This window comes from Flagellimonas sp. 2504JD4-2 (assembly GCF_053642935.1).
The window spans coordinates 288048-306745 of record NZ_JBSIOV010000003.1 but is presented as its reverse complement, the minus strand read 5'-3'; the positions used below and the strand labels follow the sequence as shown (position 1 = coordinate 306745).

Annotated in this window: 20 protein-coding genes; 10 read left to right on the top strand and 10 right to left on the bottom strand. The window is 36.2% G+C overall.

What is annotated here, in order from left to right; all coding sequences use genetic code 11:
• Positions 1 to 9: 9 nt before the first annotated feature.
• Both ACULLH_RS12530 and ACULLH_RS12525 read right to left on the bottom strand, forming a co-directional pair.
• Positions 10 to 744: a hypothetical protein gene (locus ACULLH_RS12530; protein ID WP_454089092.1), complete on the bottom strand. Its 735-nt coding sequence runs from the start codon at positions 742 to 744 to the stop codon at positions 10 to 12.
• Positions 745 to 805: 61 nt separating this feature from the next.
• Positions 806 to 1018: a helix-turn-helix transcriptional regulator gene (locus ACULLH_RS12525; protein WP_454089091.1), complete on the bottom strand. Its 213-nt coding sequence runs from the start codon at positions 1016 to 1018 to the stop codon at positions 806 to 808.
• Between the two features lie 192 nt (positions 1019 to 1210).
• On the opposite strand from ACULLH_RS12525, the gene ACULLH_RS12520 reads away from it, so the two are divergent.
• Both ACULLH_RS12520 and ACULLH_RS12515 read left to right on the top strand, forming a co-directional pair.
• On the top strand, positions 1211 to 1438 hold the full coding sequence (locus tag ACULLH_RS12520; RefSeq protein WP_454089090.1) for a hypothetical protein: 228 nt from the start codon (positions 1211 to 1213) through the stop codon (positions 1436 to 1438).
• Positions 1439 to 1673: 235 nt separating this feature from the next.
• Positions 1674 to 2633, top strand: coding sequence for a hypothetical protein (locus tag ACULLH_RS12515; RefSeq protein WP_454089089.1), 960 nt, complete (start codon positions 1674 to 1676; stop codon positions 2631 to 2633).
• A 214-nt stretch (positions 2634 to 2847) separates the two neighbouring features.
• Here ACULLH_RS12515 and ACULLH_RS12510 read toward each other — a convergent pair whose 3' ends face one another.
• The 7 genes from ACULLH_RS12510 to pdxR all read right to left on the bottom strand — a co-directional run bounded on the left by ACULLH_RS12510 (position 2848) and on the right by pdxR (position 11204).
• Positions 2848 to 3393, bottom strand: a complete 546-nt coding sequence (locus ACULLH_RS12510) for a hypothetical protein (RefSeq protein ID WP_454089088.1) — start codon at positions 3391 to 3393, stop codon at positions 2848 to 2850.
• 35 nt (positions 3394 to 3428) lie between these two features.
• The gene (locus ACULLH_RS12505) at positions 3429 to 4547 is read right to left on the bottom strand and encodes a DUF2911 domain-containing protein (protein WP_454089087.1); all 1119 of its coding nucleotides are present in this window, start codon (positions 4545 to 4547) and stop codon (positions 3429 to 3431) included.
• 239 nt (positions 4548 to 4786) lie between these two features.
• Positions 4787 to 7015: a hypothetical protein gene (locus ACULLH_RS12500; protein ID WP_454089086.1), complete on the bottom strand. Its 2229-nt coding sequence runs from the start codon at positions 7013 to 7015 to the stop codon at positions 4787 to 4789.
• Between the two features lie 9 nt (positions 7016 to 7024).
• Positions 7025 to 7942, bottom strand: a complete 918-nt coding sequence (locus tag ACULLH_RS12495; RefSeq protein ID WP_454089085.1) for a hypothetical protein — start codon at positions 7940 to 7942, stop codon at positions 7025 to 7027.
• A gap of 3 nt (positions 7943 to 7945) precedes the next feature.
• Complete coding sequence (locus ACULLH_RS12490) at positions 7946 to 8977, bottom strand: hypothetical protein (protein ID WP_454089084.1); 1032 nt, start codon at positions 8975 to 8977, stop codon at positions 7946 to 7948.
• A gap of 43 nt (positions 8978 to 9020) precedes the next feature.
• Positions 9021 to 9461 (bottom strand): DUF5675 family protein, encoded by a 441-nt coding sequence (locus ACULLH_RS12485; protein ID WP_454089083.1) that lies wholly within the window; start codon positions 9459 to 9461, stop codon positions 9021 to 9023.
• 267 nt (positions 9462 to 9728) lie between these two features.
• Positions 9729 to 11204 carry a MocR-like pyridoxine biosynthesis transcription factor PdxR gene (gene pdxR, locus ACULLH_RS12480; RefSeq protein WP_454089082.1) on the bottom strand — a complete coding sequence of 492 codons (1476 nt, stop codon included), beginning with the start codon at positions 11202 to 11204 and terminating at the stop codon, positions 9729 to 9731.
• Between the two features lie 133 nt (positions 11205 to 11337).
• Between pdxR and ACULLH_RS12475 the strand changes: the two genes are divergently transcribed.
• Genes ACULLH_RS12475 through ACULLH_RS12455 form a run of 5 tightly spaced genes read left to right on the top strand, consistent with a single transcriptional unit; the run spans position 11338 to position 13360 of the window.
• The gene (locus ACULLH_RS12475) at positions 11338 to 11628 is read left to right on the top strand and encodes a DUF1272 domain-containing protein (protein ID WP_454089081.1); all 291 of its coding nucleotides are present in this window, start codon (positions 11338 to 11340) and stop codon (positions 11626 to 11628) included.
• Entirely contained in the window at positions 11625 to 11873 is a 249-nt protein-coding gene (locus ACULLH_RS12470) for a hypothetical protein (protein ID WP_454089080.1), read from the top strand. The genes ACULLH_RS12475 and ACULLH_RS12470 overlap by 4 nt, the downstream gene beginning before the upstream one ends.
• The gene (locus ACULLH_RS12465) at positions 11851 to 12366 is read left to right on the top strand and encodes a GNAT family N-acetyltransferase (protein WP_454089079.1); all 516 of its coding nucleotides are present in this window, start codon (positions 11851 to 11853) and stop codon (positions 12364 to 12366) included. Before ACULLH_RS12470 ends, ACULLH_RS12465 begins: the two co-directional genes overlap by 23 nt.
• Positions 12367 to 12368: 2 nt before the next feature.
• Entirely contained in the window at positions 12369 to 13028 is a 660-nt protein-coding gene (locus ACULLH_RS12460) for a pyridoxamine 5'-phosphate oxidase family protein (protein WP_454089078.1), read from the top strand.
• The gene (locus ACULLH_RS12455) at positions 13025 to 13360 is read left to right on the top strand and encodes a n-acetylglutamate synthase (protein ID WP_454089077.1); all 336 of its coding nucleotides are present in this window, start codon (positions 13025 to 13027) and stop codon (positions 13358 to 13360) included. The genes ACULLH_RS12460 and ACULLH_RS12455 overlap by 4 nt, the downstream gene beginning before the upstream one ends.
• A 142-nt stretch (positions 13361 to 13502) precedes the next feature.
• Here the strand turns inward: ACULLH_RS12455 and ACULLH_RS12450 are convergent, their stop codons facing one another.
• On the bottom strand, positions 13503 to 15485 hold the full coding sequence (locus ACULLH_RS12450) for an alpha/beta hydrolase-fold protein (RefSeq protein ID WP_454089076.1): 1983 nt from the start codon (positions 15483 to 15485) through the stop codon (positions 13503 to 13505).
• Positions 15486 to 15711: 226 nt separating this feature from the next.
• Between ACULLH_RS12450 and ACULLH_RS12445 the strand changes: the two genes are divergently transcribed.
• Genes ACULLH_RS12445 through ACULLH_RS12435 form a run of 3 tightly spaced genes read left to right on the top strand, consistent with a single transcriptional unit; the run spans position 15712 to position 18654 of the window.
• Positions 15712 to 16710 (top strand): sensor histidine kinase, encoded by a 999-nt coding sequence (locus tag ACULLH_RS12445; protein WP_454089075.1) that lies wholly within the window; start codon positions 15712 to 15714, stop codon positions 16708 to 16710.
• Between the two features lie 10 nt (positions 16711 to 16720).
• Positions 16721 to 17422, top strand: a complete 702-nt coding sequence (locus ACULLH_RS12440; RefSeq protein WP_454089074.1) for a LytR/AlgR family response regulator transcription factor — start codon at positions 16721 to 16723, stop codon at positions 17420 to 17422.
• 23 nt (positions 17423 to 17445) lie between these two features.
• Positions 17446 to 18654, top strand: coding sequence for a tetratricopeptide repeat protein (locus ACULLH_RS12435; RefSeq protein WP_454089073.1), 1209 nt, complete (start codon positions 17446 to 17448; stop codon positions 18652 to 18654).
• Positions 18655 to 18698 lie beyond the last annotated feature (44 nt).

Below are 18698 nucleotides of genomic sequence, written 5' to 3'. Positions count from 1 at the left end.
TACCTAAACCTAATGATAGTTCTCTATTAAATTTTTTAAAACAATAGCAACACCTAAAATGAAAACCCCTATTGTGAGAAAAAATAAGGACATGCTTAAATTGAACATTACTCTATATAATATACCTCTTATAAAAGTGCGTTTGGGGTTATTAATTCTTTTATCAAAATAGCTTTTTGAAAACCCAAAACGATTTGCATAATCAAGTTTAAAACTATCCAATTGTTTTTCTATGTCTTTGGGTTCTGCAAGTGCTTGGTAATAGTTTATAAGTAATTGTCTATATTCTTTTTTCTTTTCTTCTGACAGTTGAGAAGTTTCCAAAGTCCTAACTTGCTCATTAAAGTCCAATCGTAGGTATTCGATTACGTCTTCAGCGGAATCATTTTCGTCAATTTTTCTTGTTTCGTTTAATTCCGGGGTGTTGTTTAAACCTTCCGAATAACTAGCCAGCTCAATTACAATAGTAGAATATCTAATTTGCGTAAAGAAAGAACTAATTCTAAAAAGCAGCCCAAGTATTACTACGGATAAGGAATAAACGTAAATTTCAAAAGTCAAATCAAGAATAAGTCTATTCTCTGTTTTTTGGCTTATAAGTAGAACGAAAATACCAATTGAAAAGCCTACAATCCAGATGATTATTTTATCGGCTTTTTCAAAATTTTTATTTATTTGATCCGTGTGTGTTATTAATACCTTGCTGGTAGTAGAATAAAGATGTTTTAACAATTCATAATCCATTCGTAGTTTAATAAAATGACATTACTAAATTACCTAAAAAAGCAACTAGTGATTTTGAATTCTATTCTTTTGTTGGAACCAAAAGCTCTCGAATATCCACACCCAAGGCCTCAGCGATTTCTCGAAGAGTTTCGAGCGAAGGTTGCATATCGTTAGTACACCAACGGGAAACTGTAGTTCTGCTCTTCCCTACCCTTTCAGCAAGCCATTTGTTAGTTCTATCCTGTTCGGCAAGAACAACTCGAATCCTGTTAATTGGCTTTTTAGTGCTCATTTGAATCGTTTTATGTTAAATGCATAGCATTTTACACAAACTTAGTTTTCTTATTTGCATTTTATTTATTACTTTAAACGACCATATTGAACCGTTTTATATCACATTAATATCGTTTTAGGTGATTATTTAATGGTTAAACGATATTCAATAGACGTTTTTAGTTTTTTCAACAATCAAATAACTGACTTTATGAATCCCAAAAAACTTGACCTATCACCAATTTCAAATTATATAGAAAAATGCCACGAAGGTGACCTTCTTTCCTTTACCCAAAGTTTAGACAAGACCGTTTTTATGTTCCACTTTCTTCCTTGGGACACCTTTTCAGATATAGAAAGGCAAAATTGCTGTCATGTGCTTATGGAACTTAAAGAGGCGGTGATGGAGGTTTACTTAAACATGAAAAAGGATATTTAGCTTACCCTCCCCTCCTACCTCGGGTTGTATAAAATGTTCTGTTAAGTTTTTCAAGGAGATAATTGAAAGAAATCGAAGTAATCAAATAGTGCATTTTCGAAATTGAAAATTAGATTTAACAGGAATTATTTTACTTTTTTTCTTATATTGTTCTGTATTTTTTTACGAATACTCCCCCCCTTCCAGTTTAAAAAAACAGAAAAAAGCTATTACAAACTAACCATATAAACATATAATGTATTCGTTAATATTTCAAGACCAAACTACTGACTTCTTAAGTGGACCCTGGAGTGTTATTGATAAAATAGGCAACCCAATTACATTAGCAGCCTTTATCGTCGCAATTGTGATTGCATATTTTCAATTTAAAATAATACAACAAAGAAGGTTGATTGAAAATCTTCCTGAGGACAGAAAATATGATGCAGCGGCGGAATATTTAGGGAATTTGGGTATAAACCCAGAAGATTTAACCAAGCAGCAAAGGTTTGAATTGGCTATGCAAACTTTAAAGGATAAATCAAGTCATCGCAGGAATCTAATTTTGCTTGCCATTTTTATTTCCACTATTCTTGGTGCTTTGGCTTATACAGCTAACAAAAAGGCTGTAAATACTGAAATACCAATGTTAGAATATTCTGTAAAATATAAAATTCCTTCATCCAAGGATTCAATAATCACTAGAAAAATAATAGATACTAAACAGCATCGTAATGGCCATTGTTCTTCTCCTACTAATATCAATTGGATAGTCAGAAGTGATTCCAATGAAGGATGGAAAATTATTGTGGACAGCATTAAAGTTTTGGATGTATCTAAAAGGTCTAATGATGTTTTTAGCGGTCTATTTGATAAGTCAAGTTCAGGATTTTCCTTAAAAGGGATTGTTAGAAATAGAGGCGGCTGCACTCCTTTTTCCAGAGATTCAAGGGGAAAGCTAGTAGTAACCTACTCATATGTTGAGGAAAGAAAAACTCAAGTTCCAGCTTTAGATGATATTGTTTTAAAAGGAAGCAGTATTTTCGGGAATGAGGTGTCCGTACTATTGCCTCAAAATGTATTAGATTATGATATCGAGTTGATTGATCCCAAAAAGAATAAAATAAAACTATCTAAAGATAATCCGTCAGCGGGAATTTTTACTGTCCAGGAATCAGAGGGAAAACTATTTATAAGAAGTAAGAGTAATATTTAAGTGCTCCTTTTTGTAAATCATTCCACACATGTTACCCTTCCCTTCTACTTCTCGGGTCGTGTAATAAGTGTTCCATTACCTTTTTAAAGAAGATTTTAGAAGAAATTTTCGGGATTTGCAAGCAAAACCGTTGTTATGTTTTTATGGAACTTAAAAAGGGTAATGGGTAATTACCTAGCTAGTGAATAGAGTAATTAGCACGTACTTCATAGCGCTATTTTTTAAAAATACTTTGTGTGGATTTAACTAGCCATTCATAAAACTGCTTGGAACTAAAGCCAGCAATTAAACTTAGAAAAGCTAAGGTTAAAGGTTCCACATTACTTTCTCCATCTACGAGAAGATTTGGGATTATTCTCGAAATTGCCAATATTAAAATCCCAATCATTAAACCTAATATAGGAGAAAAGTACACCTCAATATCCTTAAACAGAACTTTATCCATGGCTATTTCTTTATTTATTCTTGTAATTACACCTAGAACGCCAAATGCCATCGCTGTAAATAAATAAAGTAAATTGGTAGGTAAATTATTAAGAAGTATACGAAAATAGCCCATAGCTTTTACTTCATCGGAATGTACTTGCGCTATTGCTTCATTTTTAAATTCTATGCCGTGATAGTCCACTATCTTTTCAGGCTGCTCTCTAGCTTTTTTATGTTTATCCTCTATGTCCAATGCAACGTATCCACCAATGCCAAAGTATAACGCAATACCAAACCAAAGCAAGTAAACTATTATTTTTAAAATATAACCCATTCGCCTCATTAATCTAAGTGCTAAATTCTTATAATTTAATGAATTCCAGTACACCCCTTTTCCTTTAATTCATCAACTTTATCAGCTGACCTACAGTGTTGTTTATCATGGTTAGAACAACAATATAAGCCAGCTAAAGCAAAATCTTGGGAAGCTAGATTATTAGCGGGAGCTGTTGTCTCAGCTATCTTTAAATACTTTAACGCCGTTTTGGTATCCCCGAGTGCGGAATATCCCCGGGCGAGACCATAGTGTACTGGCCATGTGTCTTTGTGGTTTTTGGCATTCCATTTAAAGATTTCTAAAGCCCTCTGCGCGTTTCCCTGTCCAATAAGTTGCCTTCCATACCCATGTACTTGGAAGACTGTTCCTAGAGGCAGTGCTTCCTCCATTATGGCATCCGCTTCAGCTGTTTTACCCTGTTTAGCCAATATCTGGGATTTGATGCTCAAATTATTGAACGTTTTTTGGCTAAAAAACTGTCCAGCAATAGCAGCATCAATCCAGTCCAATGCCTCGTCCAAATCCCCTCCATTGTTTTGGGCATAGTTTGCTGCTTGCTCCCAGCTTTGTCTACTAAATCCAGGAGTGGTCTGTAACTGTCGTCGTATTTCTGCCAATACATTGTTGGTCACATCCACTTCAAGTTTGAATGGAATTTGTTTCTTCTCCCAATTCAAAGAAACAACAGCAGAAGTAGCGTCTACATTGTCGAAATTAAAAGTAAGCTGTTCCACATGTGAAATTTCCTTGGTTTCAACATCAACACAAAGTGCATCATCACTTGGCTCATAAAAATAACTCCCCCAGGACGTATGATTTTTGGAAAAAATTACGGTTGCCGTGTTGTCTTCGTTCACTATCATGTGAAGTCCATACTTGCCAGCTGGTAACTTTTTGCCTCCGATTGTAAGGTCGTGGGTAGTGTTAAAGATTGTGTTTTCATTGGCACCGGCCCTCCAAGGGGACTTGGTGGCCGTACCAAATCCAAGGTTGTTCATTCCATAAGGTACCAAAGAACCCCAGATTTCCCTGTCATTGACACTTGGCCGAGAATAAATAATAGTGACATCCGTATTTCCAATTCGCTGAGAAACTTCAGCTTTTTGACTTTTTCTAGGAAGGTCTAATTGTGAAAATAAAGAATTAGACAACGGTGAGGTTGTCAAAATTAGAACCAATATAGCTTTTAAATAATATCCTTCCATTTATCTTTTTTATAGTGTGTTTTCAACTTTGGAATAAAGTGTAGGAAGTTAATTCTTTGGAGTACCTAAATATAGAAATAGACCCACAGAATCTATTGCAGAAAATCCTTATAATTTCTGGGGATTTTCTCCATTTCATGCTCTTTCGACACTTTTCAGGAAGTTTAAGACAGTCATTACCAATCCTAATTATCTGTGCCATATATTTTTATTAATGGAATATCCCAGCTTAATCGAATCATGAAACGCAAAGAATTAGAACTTGTCTCGATGGCATTGGCGGTAACTTTCCTTAATTCAGGGGTATACTGAATTCCGGCACCTATAGTAACAGGTGAATTTCTGAATCCATGATTTAGAGATATCCCTGGTGAGAAAATTTGCTTGAAGGTAAGTTCTTCTGGCAAATCACTTTCCGGATCATTTAATCTATAGTTGAAGGCTGCACCTATATCTGCAAATGAAGCAAAAATACTCCAGGAGCTTCCTTTACGATGTTTAATCTTGTTATCATCTACAATAAAATTGGATTCATTCTTAGCATATCCCTCCTTTGCAGTAGCTATAGCAAACTCAAATCCAATAGGAGCCGTAATACCAAAATTAGCTTCAGTCTCATCGTTGGTTTTAAGTTGTTCAAAACCACCATAGATTCCCGGATGCGCACTGACAGTAATACTAAAACGACTGCTTCGCTTATCTAAATATGAGAACTTAGTTACATTTCTTTTAATGGCCTCTTTTACCTGATCAGAATCGTCTGCAGTAACTATGTCAACCATAAAGCCACCATATTTGTTGACAGCTTGAGTTACTTTTACAACCTTTGAATTTGAAAGACCAGCCGCTAATAAAACATTTTCAGTTAGGTATAGGCTGTTTGTAACTACATAGCCATATTCTTTGCTTTGCACAGATTTATAAAGATCAACTATCTTATCTATAAATTCAAATAGATCAATTTTTTGTTGGTTATTTCTTCCAATTACTGCAAAACCGGATATTTGAGGAAGCCGTTCTGCCGATTCTTCCTTACCATTTATGTGCTTAATAAGTGACAGTGTATTGCTCATGATATCTACATAGTCATCAGCGGTCATATCTTTACCCTTGGACTGTAAATTCTCAATAGTATTTAAGATTTCTAGAGCAGGGTATATTACTTCATTTAAAAACTTCTTGCCTGATGCGACTCCACCAGCTATTCCAGTTATATCGATTTTAAGAACAGTAGAGAAATAAACCGGATCCTGATGATATATCATAGCGGCAAAAAGCTCTATTTTTTTATCCGAATCTAACCTTTTTAGGTCCTTGAAACGCAACCAAATATTTTCGAATTGCTTATTTAAAACATAATCAACATCATCTACTTTTCTTCGTTGGATATTATACTGCAATAAATTCATCCCATGGATGACATTATAATAGCTTTTAAAAGCTGCAGCATCTGGATGGTTCTCATATCTGTTCTCCAAAAAATCCAATATTTCGATAGGATGGTACCCTTTTATTAATTTATCTGATAATTGAAGAGCAAAATCTAATGGATAATATACTCCTTTGTTCTTTAAATTGGAGGAAAGCCCATCCGTATTCTCAACATAATTACTTAGATTCACCAACACATTCTTCAGGTCCTCTTCAAAGGCTTCTTTAAAATCATTCCCAAGAGAACGATAATCAAAAACATTTGCAGTTTTTAAAAAGGAATGGGTTTTGGGATACAAGCCCTTTAACTCCTCAATTTCATCTAATTTCTTTCTAAACTTATCTATATAAAGTGTTGTAATATCTTCTTTAAAGCGTTCAGCCAAAAACTTGGCGGTACCATCAATGATTGTGGATTGTGCTGATACAGGGATTGACAAAAATCCTTGGTTGACTAGACTTGAATTTTGTAATCCAGCTACTTTAGCTAATTGCGTCTCAATACCAATCACACCTTCCTCATTAATAACAACAGCCTTCCTAATTGCCCTGAGAGTTTTATCATTTAAGGGCGGTGAAGTAAAAGGAGAATTAATAAATGAATTGAAGTTATCTATATCAGGAATAATATTTATGTACTTTTCTTGGGCTTTAGTAAGCGAATTATTTAATTTCTGAATATCTGTAGATTTACGATTATAATCAGCACTATAATCCTTTTTATACTTTTCAATAATTTTTGTAAAGGGTGTGTTAGTTGGCATAGATGACATTCTGAAAGCAGAAGAACTTTCTAATTCGCTTTTCAATGCCACACTATCTCTATCGAAATCAGCTTTATGTGCTTTCAATTTTGTAAAGTGATTTTTAGATAAATACTCAATTTTAAGGGCATCGTAATAAGCATTTTGACCGTTAATATTTAAACTAAAAGTTAGAATAAAGAAAATCAGGATTAAAGGATGGAATTCTGGAAGTTTCATAGTGTAGTTTTATTTATATATTGAAATTTTCAGATTAATCATAATGTCTGATAAATGTTGAGCCCAACAAAACTCATGACTAGCTTTTACGTCTTCTGTTTCGCCAGCAAAAAGTAAACCTACACCTTCATTTGTCTTAAAATCAAACCAAATGGAACCTGAATCTCCTTCATCTGATATTTGAATATTGTCGGAATTATGATCATCAATTGGCACTAATCTAAACCCTTTTATAGCTCTTCGTCCATAACGCATTGACTTATAATAAACTCCTATCCCGTCAACCAGTGCGGGTGTAACGTTTGTTGTTCTACCTGACTTAGTCAAAGTTTCACCAAGTTTTACATCTCTAAAACTCTCAATGATATTTTTAGTCTCAAACTGTTCAGGTATTACCTTTCTATTGCCCCTAAGGGTAGCAATCGCAGCATCACCATTTGAATCGGCTCGTAATTTTTTGGCTATTCCATCACGCAAAATAATTCCCCTGTCCAAACCGAAAGCAGGTTGAAGAACAATTTTACCTACGTTTCCCGGAATGACATGTTCTGCGGTAAGTAGGCAGGGACGGTTACTTAAATTATCATAACATATTAAACCTAGAGTTCCTACAGAACGAGACATTCCAATACTAATGCCAGGTTGAATAATTTGGCGCCTTTGTCTGCGTTCGGAATTTAAGGGAAGAACTTTGCGACGTTTGTGTAAATTAAGATTGGTATAGTCGAAAAAATATATTAAATCATTATTTGAACTTTGTCCGTTATAAGAATCAAAATGGACTCTTACACAATGGTCATCCAAACGCTTGGGACCATCATATCGAAAACCAATATCAATAGCAAATACATCCGTATCATTCTCGTACAAAAAAACGGCCTCTTTAAATGCCTCAAGTAGATTATTGGAAAAATTAAATCGTTGCATATTTTATTTTATTACAACTTCGCTTTCCTTTAAAACGACACTGATGTCAATGGGCTCAGTATTCTCAATAATTTCAATATGACCCTCATCATAATATCTTTTATCACCAATCACTAGCTCAGATTCAATTTTATAATTACCATCAGGAATATCATTGAAAAAAAACATTCCTGTTTTATCTGGATTGACCGAATCCATATAGTCCGATTCAATTCCAGTGATTGTTACGGCAACATACTCATTGTTCATTTCTCTAACAGTCTCATCTACATTATCGATAACCACATTACCTCTTATACTATTCCCTTGTTCATCGGGTTTAATTGGCCTGTCCTGATTACCATTTCGAACTGGTAGTATTAAATCTTTTATCCTTCCAATTAAAACAACCGATCTTCTAGTAAAAAAACCAAGAACAAATGCCAAGACAATGACACTTTTTCCAACACCATCAAATTGAATAGTGCCTTTATTGACAATACCATTGATTGAGAGGTATATAACAATTACAACAAATGGTGTATAAAAAATTTTTCCAATATGTTCAGGTATTCTTTTCTTATCAAATTTTTCAGTAATGGGCACCGTGTACATTAGATTTGCCATTAGTCCAAAAAGTGCCCAAAAGATGATCTCAAGAAAAAGTTTGTTTCCAACAAGCCAAAAGAAAGATTCAACTCTAAATGAGTATTTAGGTAGAATCGCACTTAAATGTTTAGTATTGTAGTCTTTAAATAACTGCCCGATTTCTGTGGAATTATCTCCCGGCAAAACATTCTCCAAATAGTTATATATTAGGTTTTTGGTGTTGTTTTCAATACTGTCCAATTCCTTCTGAGACAAATTTTCAATACTACTTGGATACTCTAATGTAATCATGGTGTTAATTGCAGCTAATTGGTCTCCATTTAAAAACACTTCTTCGCCACCATGATTATTAATATGTGAGATTAGATAAGTGCTTATCAGTAAACTGGATATAATACATGCTTTTATAAGCCATGCCATTTTATGGTTCGTCCTGATTTTTGACATTTTGAAGTATTTTTTTATTAGCAAAACTTAAATCTGTTCTTAATTAATTGCCTAGCAAACTAGGAGCATTTCTGATCGTTAATCTCGCTTCTTGTTCCCCATTGAGTGCCTTATGAAATAGTTTCATAGTATCCCTAGAAGAAGTGATATCCATAATTTCATCCCCGTCCAAGAACTTACGGTTGTTTCCCAAAGCAATGCAGCCGTTGAGTTGATACCAATAATTGGCAGAATGGAACTTGCACTCGCTACGACCAGGAACTTCTTTTATCTCCCAAAGCTTTTTTTTAAACCGTGGACTGTATTCCAAAACCAAAGGGTATTCCCCTTCCGGGATACAGCTTATATTTCGTTGATTGTTCACCCAACCTCTTTCCAAAGATTCTCCTTTGAACAATTTGTTTGCTTCGTTAAGAACAAGACAAACCCCCAAACTTGCTTCTTTGCCAAAAAACATATCTCTTACTATAAGTACTTGTAGCATTTTGTGTGTTTTGAATTAATAAATAAACTGTGCCGAGCTGCTCAATTGAATAGCATAAAGAAATAACCTATAATAGGTATTCAGATGGGGGAAGTAAGTAGTAGGAAATCAATAACTTGAAGCACCCACAATATATAAAACGTATACAACAATCCATTGCGGAAAAACCTTAGAAATTCTGGGGTTTTTCTACAGTTTTAGTGTGTTTTGGGCAGTTTTTATTAACAAATAGATACTCGTGTACTCTAAAGAGATTCATCACCTTTCTTAAGGGATACTATGCATTGTTTGCTTTAATCGATGGATTAATTCATAAATTTCTTCATCGTTATAGGAAGCAAAACCAATTCTAATTGCATTGTGCCCTAATTTGGCTGCATCATACCGCCACCATTCTCCAATTTCCAACCCATGTTTTCTTGCCGCTTCGGAAATTGTTTCCCAAGAATAATCCGGATGCAACTTTGTCCAAACTGCCATACCACCTTTTGGTGTTTCAAACTGAAAAAAATCACCTAATTCATCCTTTAAAAGTTTACAAAACAAATCACGTCGTTGCTTATAAATTTTCATCACTTTACGAATGTGCCTATCCAAATCACCAGACTTTATAAAGCTCGCGAAGGTCAATTCTAAAAGTGCATCACCCTGCCTATCCATATAACCCCGTAATTTTGAGGCTTCGTCCACAAACTCTTTTGACGCGATTAAATACCCAATTCTAAACACTGGAGCGACCGTTTTACAAACAGAACCAATGTAAATTACGTTTCCGTTCGTGTCATGACTTGCCAATGGAAGAATTGGAGCATGATTGTAGTTAAAATCATAATCGTAATCATCTTCAATAATCGCAAAATTATAGTGCTGTGCAAGGTTTAAAAGGTGAATTCTTCTTTGTGCTGAAAGCGTTACCGTGGTTGGATGGTGATGATGGGAGGTCACATATACCGCTTTAATTTGGTGTCGCTTACATAGCTTTTCAATGTCGTCGGTCACAAGTCCATCTTTATCTACCGCTACGCGTTCCAATTTTGCTTGTTGGTTTAAAAAAGTAAAATCAGCAGACTCATAATTGGTATTGCCAACTACAATAACATCCTCTTTTTGAAGCAATAGTTTCGCCGACAACCAAATTCCCATTTGACTGCCACGGGTAATCAACACATTTTCCTTGGTAATATTCAGACCTCGGGTTGAATTCAAATATTCAACCAACACCTTTCGTAGGGTCTCATTGCCATATGTGGAGCCGTAGGACAAATGTTCATATATCTTTTTTTTGGAAGAAACGCTTCTGTACGTCCTTGCGATTTCATCAATAGGAGTTAATCTTGCATCTGAAATGCCATCGTTCAGATACATAAAGCCATCCCGCTTTTCGATGAACACTTTTGGTAAGACACTACTCTTATAAAAAGAAAAATTAGCATTCTTGTTTAAGCCAACAACTGCAGCATCATTTAATTTTTGCTGATTTAACACGGGTAAATTTCGAAGTACATAAGTGCCTTTTTTAGGAATACTCTCAATCCAACCCTGAAGCAATAACTCTTCATAACAAGCCACTATTGTTTTCCTATGCACATTTAGCTGCTCCGCCAATGTTCTACTTCCAGGAAGTTTGGTGTTGGGTGCCAACTTTTGATTTTTAATCAATTGAATTATTTGATTGGATAATTGAAGATACAGTGCCTGATTGCTTTTTCTATCAAATTGAATACTTGTTTTAAATGGAAACATCTGGACTATTAGTTATGTCTATTCTGGACGATTATAACAGTCCACAAATATATTACTTTCGAGCTATACTATCATAAAGACACCAAAACAAGACCATACATATGGATCAAGACCATTACCAAATATTTACAATATGTTAGAAATAAGACCCAATTGCGAGCACTGCAACAAAGATTTGCCAAATACGTCAACAGAGGCCATGATTTGCTCCTTTGAATGCACCTATTGTAGCACCTGTGCTATAGAAATATTTGAAAATGTATGTCCAAGTTGTGCAGGAAATTTTGTTCCACGCCCCATAAGGCCACAAAAGGCAATTGAGAAATATCCTGCTTCAATCAAACCCATATTTAAACCAAAGGATCTAAAAAAAGCCAGAATGAACATAGCACGGTATAAAAGCATTCCACCAGAAAAAAGATGAGCCCAATTTTAATTGATATCATTGGTTACGCAGCATTGGTAGTTAATCTATATTCAATGTCCACCAAAGGTGAATATAAGCTGCGATTGATTTCACTGATAGCAAACATAGGCTACATAATTTATGGTTTATTGATCAGTGCCGCACCAATAATAGTGGGGTGCACCATTGCAGTGTTTCTACACGGCATTCACCTAAGAAGATTACAAATACAAAATAGCAATGATGAACATAAAAACAGCTAACGAAGCGGATCTTGACATATTAGCTCTGTTGGGAAGAGTAACATACGCTGAATCACACGGTCATTTTATAGAAGATAAAAACGACTTAACCGTATATCTCAATGAAGCTTTTTCGGTCACTAAAACGAAGCAGGAAATCAACAATCCCAAGCATCTTTACTATATCATTTATGTTGATGACCTACCCGTTGGTTATGCAAAATTAGTAGTAAATGCATTTCACAAAGATGTGGTCTCACAAAACAATTGTCGATTGGAAAGAATCTATATTTTAAATGACTTCATACCCCTAAAAATTGGACAACCCTTTCTAAATTTCATTGAGGAGAAAGCCAGGGCCCTGCGATTGGATACGATGTGGCTTTCGGTGTACATAAAAAACAACCGGGCCATTAGATTCTATCAAAGAAATGAATTTAAAAACGTTGGAGAATTAAATTATCTAGTCAATGGCAAAGGTTATGAAAATGCCGTTTTATCAAAGGAGCTATAAACATGAAGGAATATCCAAAATCTAAATTAAACAGGGTAAAACGCGGTCATAACAGGGCAACTTATGATGTTAAAAATATCAACGCCATTTTAGATGCTGGTTTTATAGGCTATGTAAGCTACGTTTACGAAGGCAAGGCTATTTCACTACCCATGGGGTATGGAAGAAAAGACAACAAAATTTATTTACACGGTTCCCAAGCCAACAGAATGTTGCTGGCATTGGTGGAGGCCAAAAAATTGAGCATGACGGTTATGCATTTAGATGCTTTGGTTCTAGCACGATCTGGTTTGCATCATTCTGTAAATTATCGTTCTGCAACCCTATTTGGTTCAATACGTAGAATTGACAATACCAAGGAAAAAGAAGCTGCGCTGTTCTGTGTTATGGAACAAATGATGAAAGGACGTTGGGATGGCATTAGACCAATGGACCAAGAAGAATTGGACAGAACATTGGTTGTAGAAATGACTATTGAGACAGCATCGGCAAAAATAAGGGATGTCGGTGTTGCGGACGAACCAGAAGATTACGATTTAGATGTTTGGGCCGGGTTAGTACCTTTAAAGCAAATAGCGGAATACCCGATTGCTGACAAGGGTTTGCCCCAGCAAATGGAAATTCCTAAACACGTATTGGATTTTTATCAGCAAAATAAATGAACTATCACAACAAACAGTTTAAAGTAGTCGAGAGCTCAGCAAATGCTGATGCGACCGAAGAAACCCTATTTACTTATGAGCATAGCGGAAATATTGTAACATCTGAATATAAAGGTGGAAACATAGCAAAAGGCCATTTGATCGGATTAGTGGACAAAAACGGATCTATCGATATGCGTTATCATCAAGTCAACATAAAAGGTGAATTAATGACTGGAATCTGTCATTCAACACCTAAATTGACCGAAAACGGAAAAATCAGGCTTTTTGAACGTTGGCAATGGACTTCCGGAGATAGGTCAAGCGGAACATCCATTCTTGAAGAGTTATAAAGTATACGAAACGGAAGAAAGCCATATGCACTTTTGGCAACTTTTCAAAAAGTATGGGAACGCAGTAATAGCAAAAAAACGACCCCGGGTAATGCCTAGGGTCGTTAACATCTTGCCATGCTATTTTACTTGGAAACCCGAACTATTCTTTACCAAATGCAGGCACCACGGTTTCAAAAATGGGTTTCATAATTTTGTCATCATCCCGATCATAACCTGAGATGACCATGGTCAAATCAAGTTCCTCCACGACAATAACGCGCTGTCCACCGCCTCCCCAGGCCAAGGTCATATCATAGCTTTTATTACCAACCTGTACAGGGGTGTGGTACCAAAAATAGCCATAACGATAATTCTTGGGCATCCAATCTATGGCTGGTTTTACAATACCGCTGGTCGCTTTTTCCAAATATGCTGCAGAAATGAACTGTTTCCCATTCAATTTACCCTTGTTTTCCACTAAATGCCCAAATTTGAGCATGTCACGGGGCACAATCCTGGCCTGCCATCCCGCCTGTGGCAAACCACTGGCATGTTTGGACCATTCATAATTGGTAATGCCCAGTTTGCCGAGAAATTCTTCCTGTATAAAATCCTCAGCAGTTCCAGGCACCACAGCATCAATAACCGTCATGACCATCATGGGATTAAAATTACCATACAAATAGGTCTGCGTCTCCTTGGTAATGGGCGCACTACGCTCAAGAAGTGTCTGCACCAACCCCTGCCCTTTTAGTGTAACAGAATCATTTTCAACTGCTTTCCATTGTTCACGGTCGATCGTCAATCCCCCTTGCATGGTCAATGCCTTATGAAGGGTAATTTTCTCAGTTCCCTTCGTGAATTTTTTAGGGTCTAAGTCTTTCAAGAAATCCGTCAAAGGTCTGTCCAGGTCTTCCATGGTCAGATACCCCAACTGCATAGCTCTTCCCAATATCAAACTGGTATACCCTTTAACCGCAGATGCTTGTCCGTGTGGCAAATTGATACGCCCTTTTTTATAATAGGACTCAAAAACAAGCTTGTTTTTGTGCGAAATGAGCAGGGCATCATAGTTCCCGTAGTTGCCATCAAAAATTTCTTGGGCAACCTTTAGGATTGCGTTCTTTTTATTGCTGTCCATGGATAATTCACCAACGGATATCCCATCTTCCCGATCCTCAGGCGCTGTGCTCACAAAGGCATTATTAAGAAGTGGGATTTCGCGGAATGATGCCTGATAGTCCTCAACTGCAACGTGGGACATCGAGGATGCCAACCAGGCGACACTTTCTACAGCGATCCTTGGGAAAGCCGTTCCGTGATCACCTTCAATGGTTTTGCTCTGTACAGATGCCCTTAATTTTGTTCTAGCCCTCAGTAAATCCTTAAAAGCCTCCGTAGTTTCGTCCCTTCCTTCCTCCAAGGTGCCGTAAGCCATAAATACATTGGCATGCAATGTCTTGCTCTTATCCGACTCGGCAGCTACAAGTTTGTCATTGATCTCCGATAGATAGGGCATTATGTTATTGCTCAATGGACTGCCAAGAATATAATTATCAAAAGTATCAGGCTGCGCAAGTAGTATGTAAGCACCGAATGCACCGCTTAGGGAGTAACCGAAGTAGCTACGACTGTTGGGATTGGTTCGATAGTTTTTATCCACATAGGTAATCACATTGTTTCGAATAAATGCCAAATGATTTTCGGCTTCCCCAAATTTTAGTTTGGGGTGATTGGGGTTTGACTTTTTCCAAAATGAATAATCCGTAAATCGGCTGGCGTGCGCCCCATATTGTTCCCTTAAATCTTCTGCTACGTCCTTCTGCCATGAAATCCCCACTAGAATAGCGTCTTCCAGCATAAACTCCGCGGCCCCGGATAGCATTTCGAGATGCCACATAGCATCGGTATAATAAAGGACAGGATAGGTTTTAGTAGGGTTCTCGGTATAATCCTCTGGCAACTCTATATAAAGTTCGTAGTTCCTTGCTGTGTTGGTATCTTTTATCGGGACAACCTGAATCTGTGGCAATACCAAGGAAGCGCTTTTGGTGGATACGGTTCCTTTTGCGCCATTCTCCTGGGCAAAGGCAGTATTTATACTAATTGTTAGTGTTAGTACTACTAATTTGATGACCTTCATTTTGAAATTCTTTTTGTTGATGATAGATATTGACCTTTAGCATCCAGCTAAATGGCTTCTAAAATTATGTCTTAGTTGGTGTCGGATTTTTAGAATTGTATCAACAGATCAATTAAATGACAAAATCATTTCATCATAGATATGCTGCATTTATACAGAAATTATGAGACCTTGAATCTCAAGACAGTATCTTTATTTCGTTTTTGATACCATCGAAGGGATGATTATGATGAAAAAATCTTTACGCAATACCCTGCTTATCAATGTAGGTGCCTTTGTATTGGTGCTTATCCTTGAGCTATTAGGCGGATGGATGCTCATAGATAAATATGACACGCTTTATTCCTTTTATTTATGGGGGCTTAGTTTTACGATCAGTATCATGATAGTAATATGGATAAATCATTTTGTTCTTATCCCATATCTTTTTGATAAGAAAAAATATATTTTATACGGATTATTACTTATTGGAGCCATATTTCTTGGAGCCAGCATAAAAATATATCCGAAATTTAATTGGATCGGTATTACTAAAATGTCTTCTTTTCTTATTTATACTACAGGTACTGGTATGGCCGCTTTCTTTTTAAGGAGAAGTGTACTCATGCAAAGACAAAAGGAAGAAAAAGAAAAATTGCAAAAGGACATGGAGCTCAACTATTTGAAGGAGCAGGTGAATCCGCATTTTTTATTTAATGCTTTGAACAGTATTTATGCATTGTCAAGACAACGATCTTCCGAAACTCCTGATGTTGTCATGCAGCTTTCAGATTTGGTGAGGTACCAATTGGAGAGTTCTAAAAAAGATACGGTTTTACTAAAGGAAGAACTTGAGTTTATAGAAAACTATTTGCTGCTTGAAGAAAAAAGGTTGAGTAAACGTTGTGTCATCGAATTTTCAATAGATGGTGATGTATTGGGATTGAAGATCCCTCCAATGTTGCTCATTCCATTTGTGGAAAACGCTGTTAAACATGGTGCCCAGAGCACGAATGAACAGAGCGAAATTACCGTTGTTGCCGCCATTAAAAATGCGGTCTTTCATTTTCAGATTGCCAATTCCAAACCCAGCAACTATACTGCATTGGACAGAAAAGGCTTGGGTCTTGAAAATGTCAGGAGACGTTTAAACCTCTTATATCCCAATTCCCATACATTGGAAATTAAGGATACAGCAAAAGCATATTATGTAAATTTATCCATTGATTTAAAACAGGCCCAGTAGTACACCACGAATGATTCAAATTGGTATCATAGACGACGAAATACTGGCACGTAAAGTGTTGGAAGAGTACTGTTCCAAAATCAATAACTTCCAGTTGGTATTGAGCACGGGCAATCCACTTGAGTTTATCAATTTCGTACAGCAAAATAAAGTCGACCTTATCTTTCTTGATATAGAAATGCCAGAACTTAACGGCATGGAAATCTTGCGATCTATGATAAAACCGCCTAAAGTTATTTTAACCACCGCCTATTCTGAATATGCTTTGGAAAGTTATAATTATGGGGTTGTGGATTATTTATTAAAACCCATAAAGATCGAGCGTTTTTTAAAGGCCATAAATAAGGTGGAGCCGTCTAAACTAGAGGAATCCAAAAAAGATAGCTCCAATGAAGAACTTCAAATAAAACACGATGGTGTTCTGGTAAATATCCCATTTAAGTCCATACAGTACATCCAGAGTTTTGGAAACTATCTAAAGATTTTTACGGATTCAAGAATGTACCTGATCACCGAAACACTCATCAATATCACTACCTTATTATCTGATAATTTTCATCGTACCCATAAATCGTACATCGCCAATTTGGACAGAGTTACAAAGGCAACCCGGACCTATTTGTTAATTGAAAACAATAAAGTTCCCATCAGTGCTATGTATAAGATTGTTGTCTTGGAAAAACTGGAAGGTTCCAGTAAGATTGTGAAATAGTCAAAGTATAAGTTTTCTTAGATTTGAATTATAACCAGTTTAGTCAGGCACAATTGTTTTATACCTACCTTTTTCTACTCCTAGCTTTCGTTGTTTTTCTTAGACCAATTTCTACCCTTATACATGAGTTAGGACACGGGATTCCTGCTTTGTTGTTGACAAAAGGTAAGGTTACTTTGTATTTGGGTTCTTATGGAGATCCAAAGGATAGCATCAAAGTCAATATTGGAAGGCTCGAAATATTTTTTAGAAAGAACCCCTTTCATTGGAAAATAGGCCTTTGCAAGATGCATGATGAGAGAGTGTCTATAAACAATCAGATTTTTGTGACCCTTATGGGGCCAATTATGTCCTTGGCATTGGCAGCAGTTGTAACCTATTATGTGTTTTTTGCCAATTTGAATGATGACTTTGTGGTTTTGCTGTTCTTTTTCGGTATATCAACATATTTTGACTTCTTTACCAACATCATTCCAAAAAAAGCGCCTATAAAGTTGCATGATGGAACCATTACCTATAATGACGGCCAATCTATTCTAAATTTATTAAAGTACAAGAAGCTCCCATCAGAATATGAAGAAGCTATCAACCTATACAACGACAAGAAGTTCTTAAAAGCGGGAGCACTATTCAACGAACTTATTGCTTCGAACCATAAACTGGATTACATATATCGTTTGACAATTTCCGCTTATTTGAATGCACATGACTATCAAAAAGCCAAGTTGGTAAATGAAGAATTTGAGAAAAAGGATGGTAGAGCAAATTTTGATACAAACGATTATAACAATTCAGGGCTGCTAAAATCATATTTAAAGGATTTTTCTGAAGGTTTGAAGGACTATGCAAAGTCACTAGAACTCAATCCTGATAACCCTTTAGCTTATAACAACAGAGGTTATACCTATAATTTGGTGGGAGAATATGAGAAAGCAATCAGTGATTTTGACAAGGCAATTGAGCTGGAACCGGAACATGCTTATCCCTATAACAATCGAGGCTTGGCAAAAATAAAATTAGGAAGAACCGAAGAAGGTCTTCAAGATATTGATAAATCCATGAGTTTAGACAAAGACAATTCCTACGCTCATATGAATCTAGGGGTTTACTATTTTGATCTGGGCGATTATTCAAAGGCGTTGGAAAAATTCAATCTAGCTCTGGAATTGGATGAAAACACCTATGAAATAAAAGAACGGATTAAAGAAGCTAAGGAAAAACTTAATCAATAGGCCATTTCATACACTTTCACCTCCCCCACTCTCTCCTTCTTCGC

What these genes read in the sequence shown, in the direction of transcription:
- ACULLH_RS12530 (WP_454089092.1), bottom strand. Translation starts at nt 744, where the DNA reads ATGGATTATGAATTGTTAAAACATCTTTATTCTACTACCAGCAAGGTA.
- ACULLH_RS12525 (WP_454089091.1), bottom strand. Translation starts at nt 1,018, where the DNA reads ATGAGCACTAAAAAGCCAATTAACAGGATTCGAGTTGTTCTTGCCGAA.
- ACULLH_RS12520 (WP_454089090.1), top strand. Translation starts at nt 1,211, where the DNA reads ATGAATCCCAAAAAACTTGACCTATCACCAATTTCAAATTATATAGAA.
- ACULLH_RS12515 (WP_454089089.1), top strand. Translation starts at nt 1,674, where the DNA reads ATGTATTCGTTAATATTTCAAGACCAAACTACTGACTTCTTAAGTGGA.
- ACULLH_RS12510 (WP_454089088.1), bottom strand. Translation starts at nt 3,393, where the DNA reads ATGGGTTATATTTTAAAAATAATAGTTTACTTGCTTTGGTTTGGTATT.
- ACULLH_RS12500 (WP_454089086.1), bottom strand. Translation starts at nt 7,015, where the DNA reads ATGAAACTTCCAGAATTCCATCCTTTAATCCTGATTTTCTTTATTCTA.
- ACULLH_RS12495 (WP_454089085.1), bottom strand. Translation starts at nt 7,942, where the DNA reads ATGCAACGATTTAATTTTTCCAATAATCTACTTGAGGCATTTAAAGAG.
- ACULLH_RS12490 (WP_454089084.1), bottom strand. Translation starts at nt 8,977, where the DNA reads ATGTCAAAAATCAGGACGAACCATAAAATGGCATGGCTTATAAAAGCA.
- ACULLH_RS12485 (WP_454089083.1), bottom strand. Translation starts at nt 9,461, where the DNA reads ATGCTACAAGTACTTATAGTAAGAGATATGTTTTTTGGCAAAGAAGCA.
- pdxR (WP_454089082.1), bottom strand. Translation starts at nt 11,204, where the DNA reads ATGTTTCCATTTAAAACAAGTATTCAATTTGATAGAAAAAGCAATCAG.
- ACULLH_RS12475 (WP_454089081.1), top strand. Translation starts at nt 11,338, where the DNA reads ATGTTAGAAATAAGACCCAATTGCGAGCACTGCAACAAAGATTTGCCA.
- ACULLH_RS12470 (WP_454089080.1), top strand. Translation starts at nt 11,625, where the DNA reads ATGAGCCCAATTTTAATTGATATCATTGGTTACGCAGCATTGGTAGTT.
- ACULLH_RS12465 (WP_454089079.1), top strand. Translation starts at nt 11,851, where the DNA reads ATGATGAACATAAAAACAGCTAACGAAGCGGATCTTGACATATTAGCT.
- ACULLH_RS12460 (WP_454089078.1), top strand. Translation starts at nt 12,369, where the DNA reads ATGAAGGAATATCCAAAATCTAAATTAAACAGGGTAAAACGCGGTCAT.
- ACULLH_RS12455 (WP_454089077.1), top strand. Translation starts at nt 13,025, where the DNA reads ATGAACTATCACAACAAACAGTTTAAAGTAGTCGAGAGCTCAGCAAAT.
- ACULLH_RS12450 (WP_454089076.1), bottom strand. Translation starts at nt 15,485, where the DNA reads ATGAAGGTCATCAAATTAGTAGTACTAACACTAACAATTAGTATAAAT.
- ACULLH_RS12445 (WP_454089075.1), top strand. Translation starts at nt 15,712, where the DNA reads ATGATGAAAAAATCTTTACGCAATACCCTGCTTATCAATGTAGGTGCC.
- ACULLH_RS12440 (WP_454089074.1), top strand. Translation starts at nt 16,721, where the DNA reads ATGATTCAAATTGGTATCATAGACGACGAAATACTGGCACGTAAAGTG.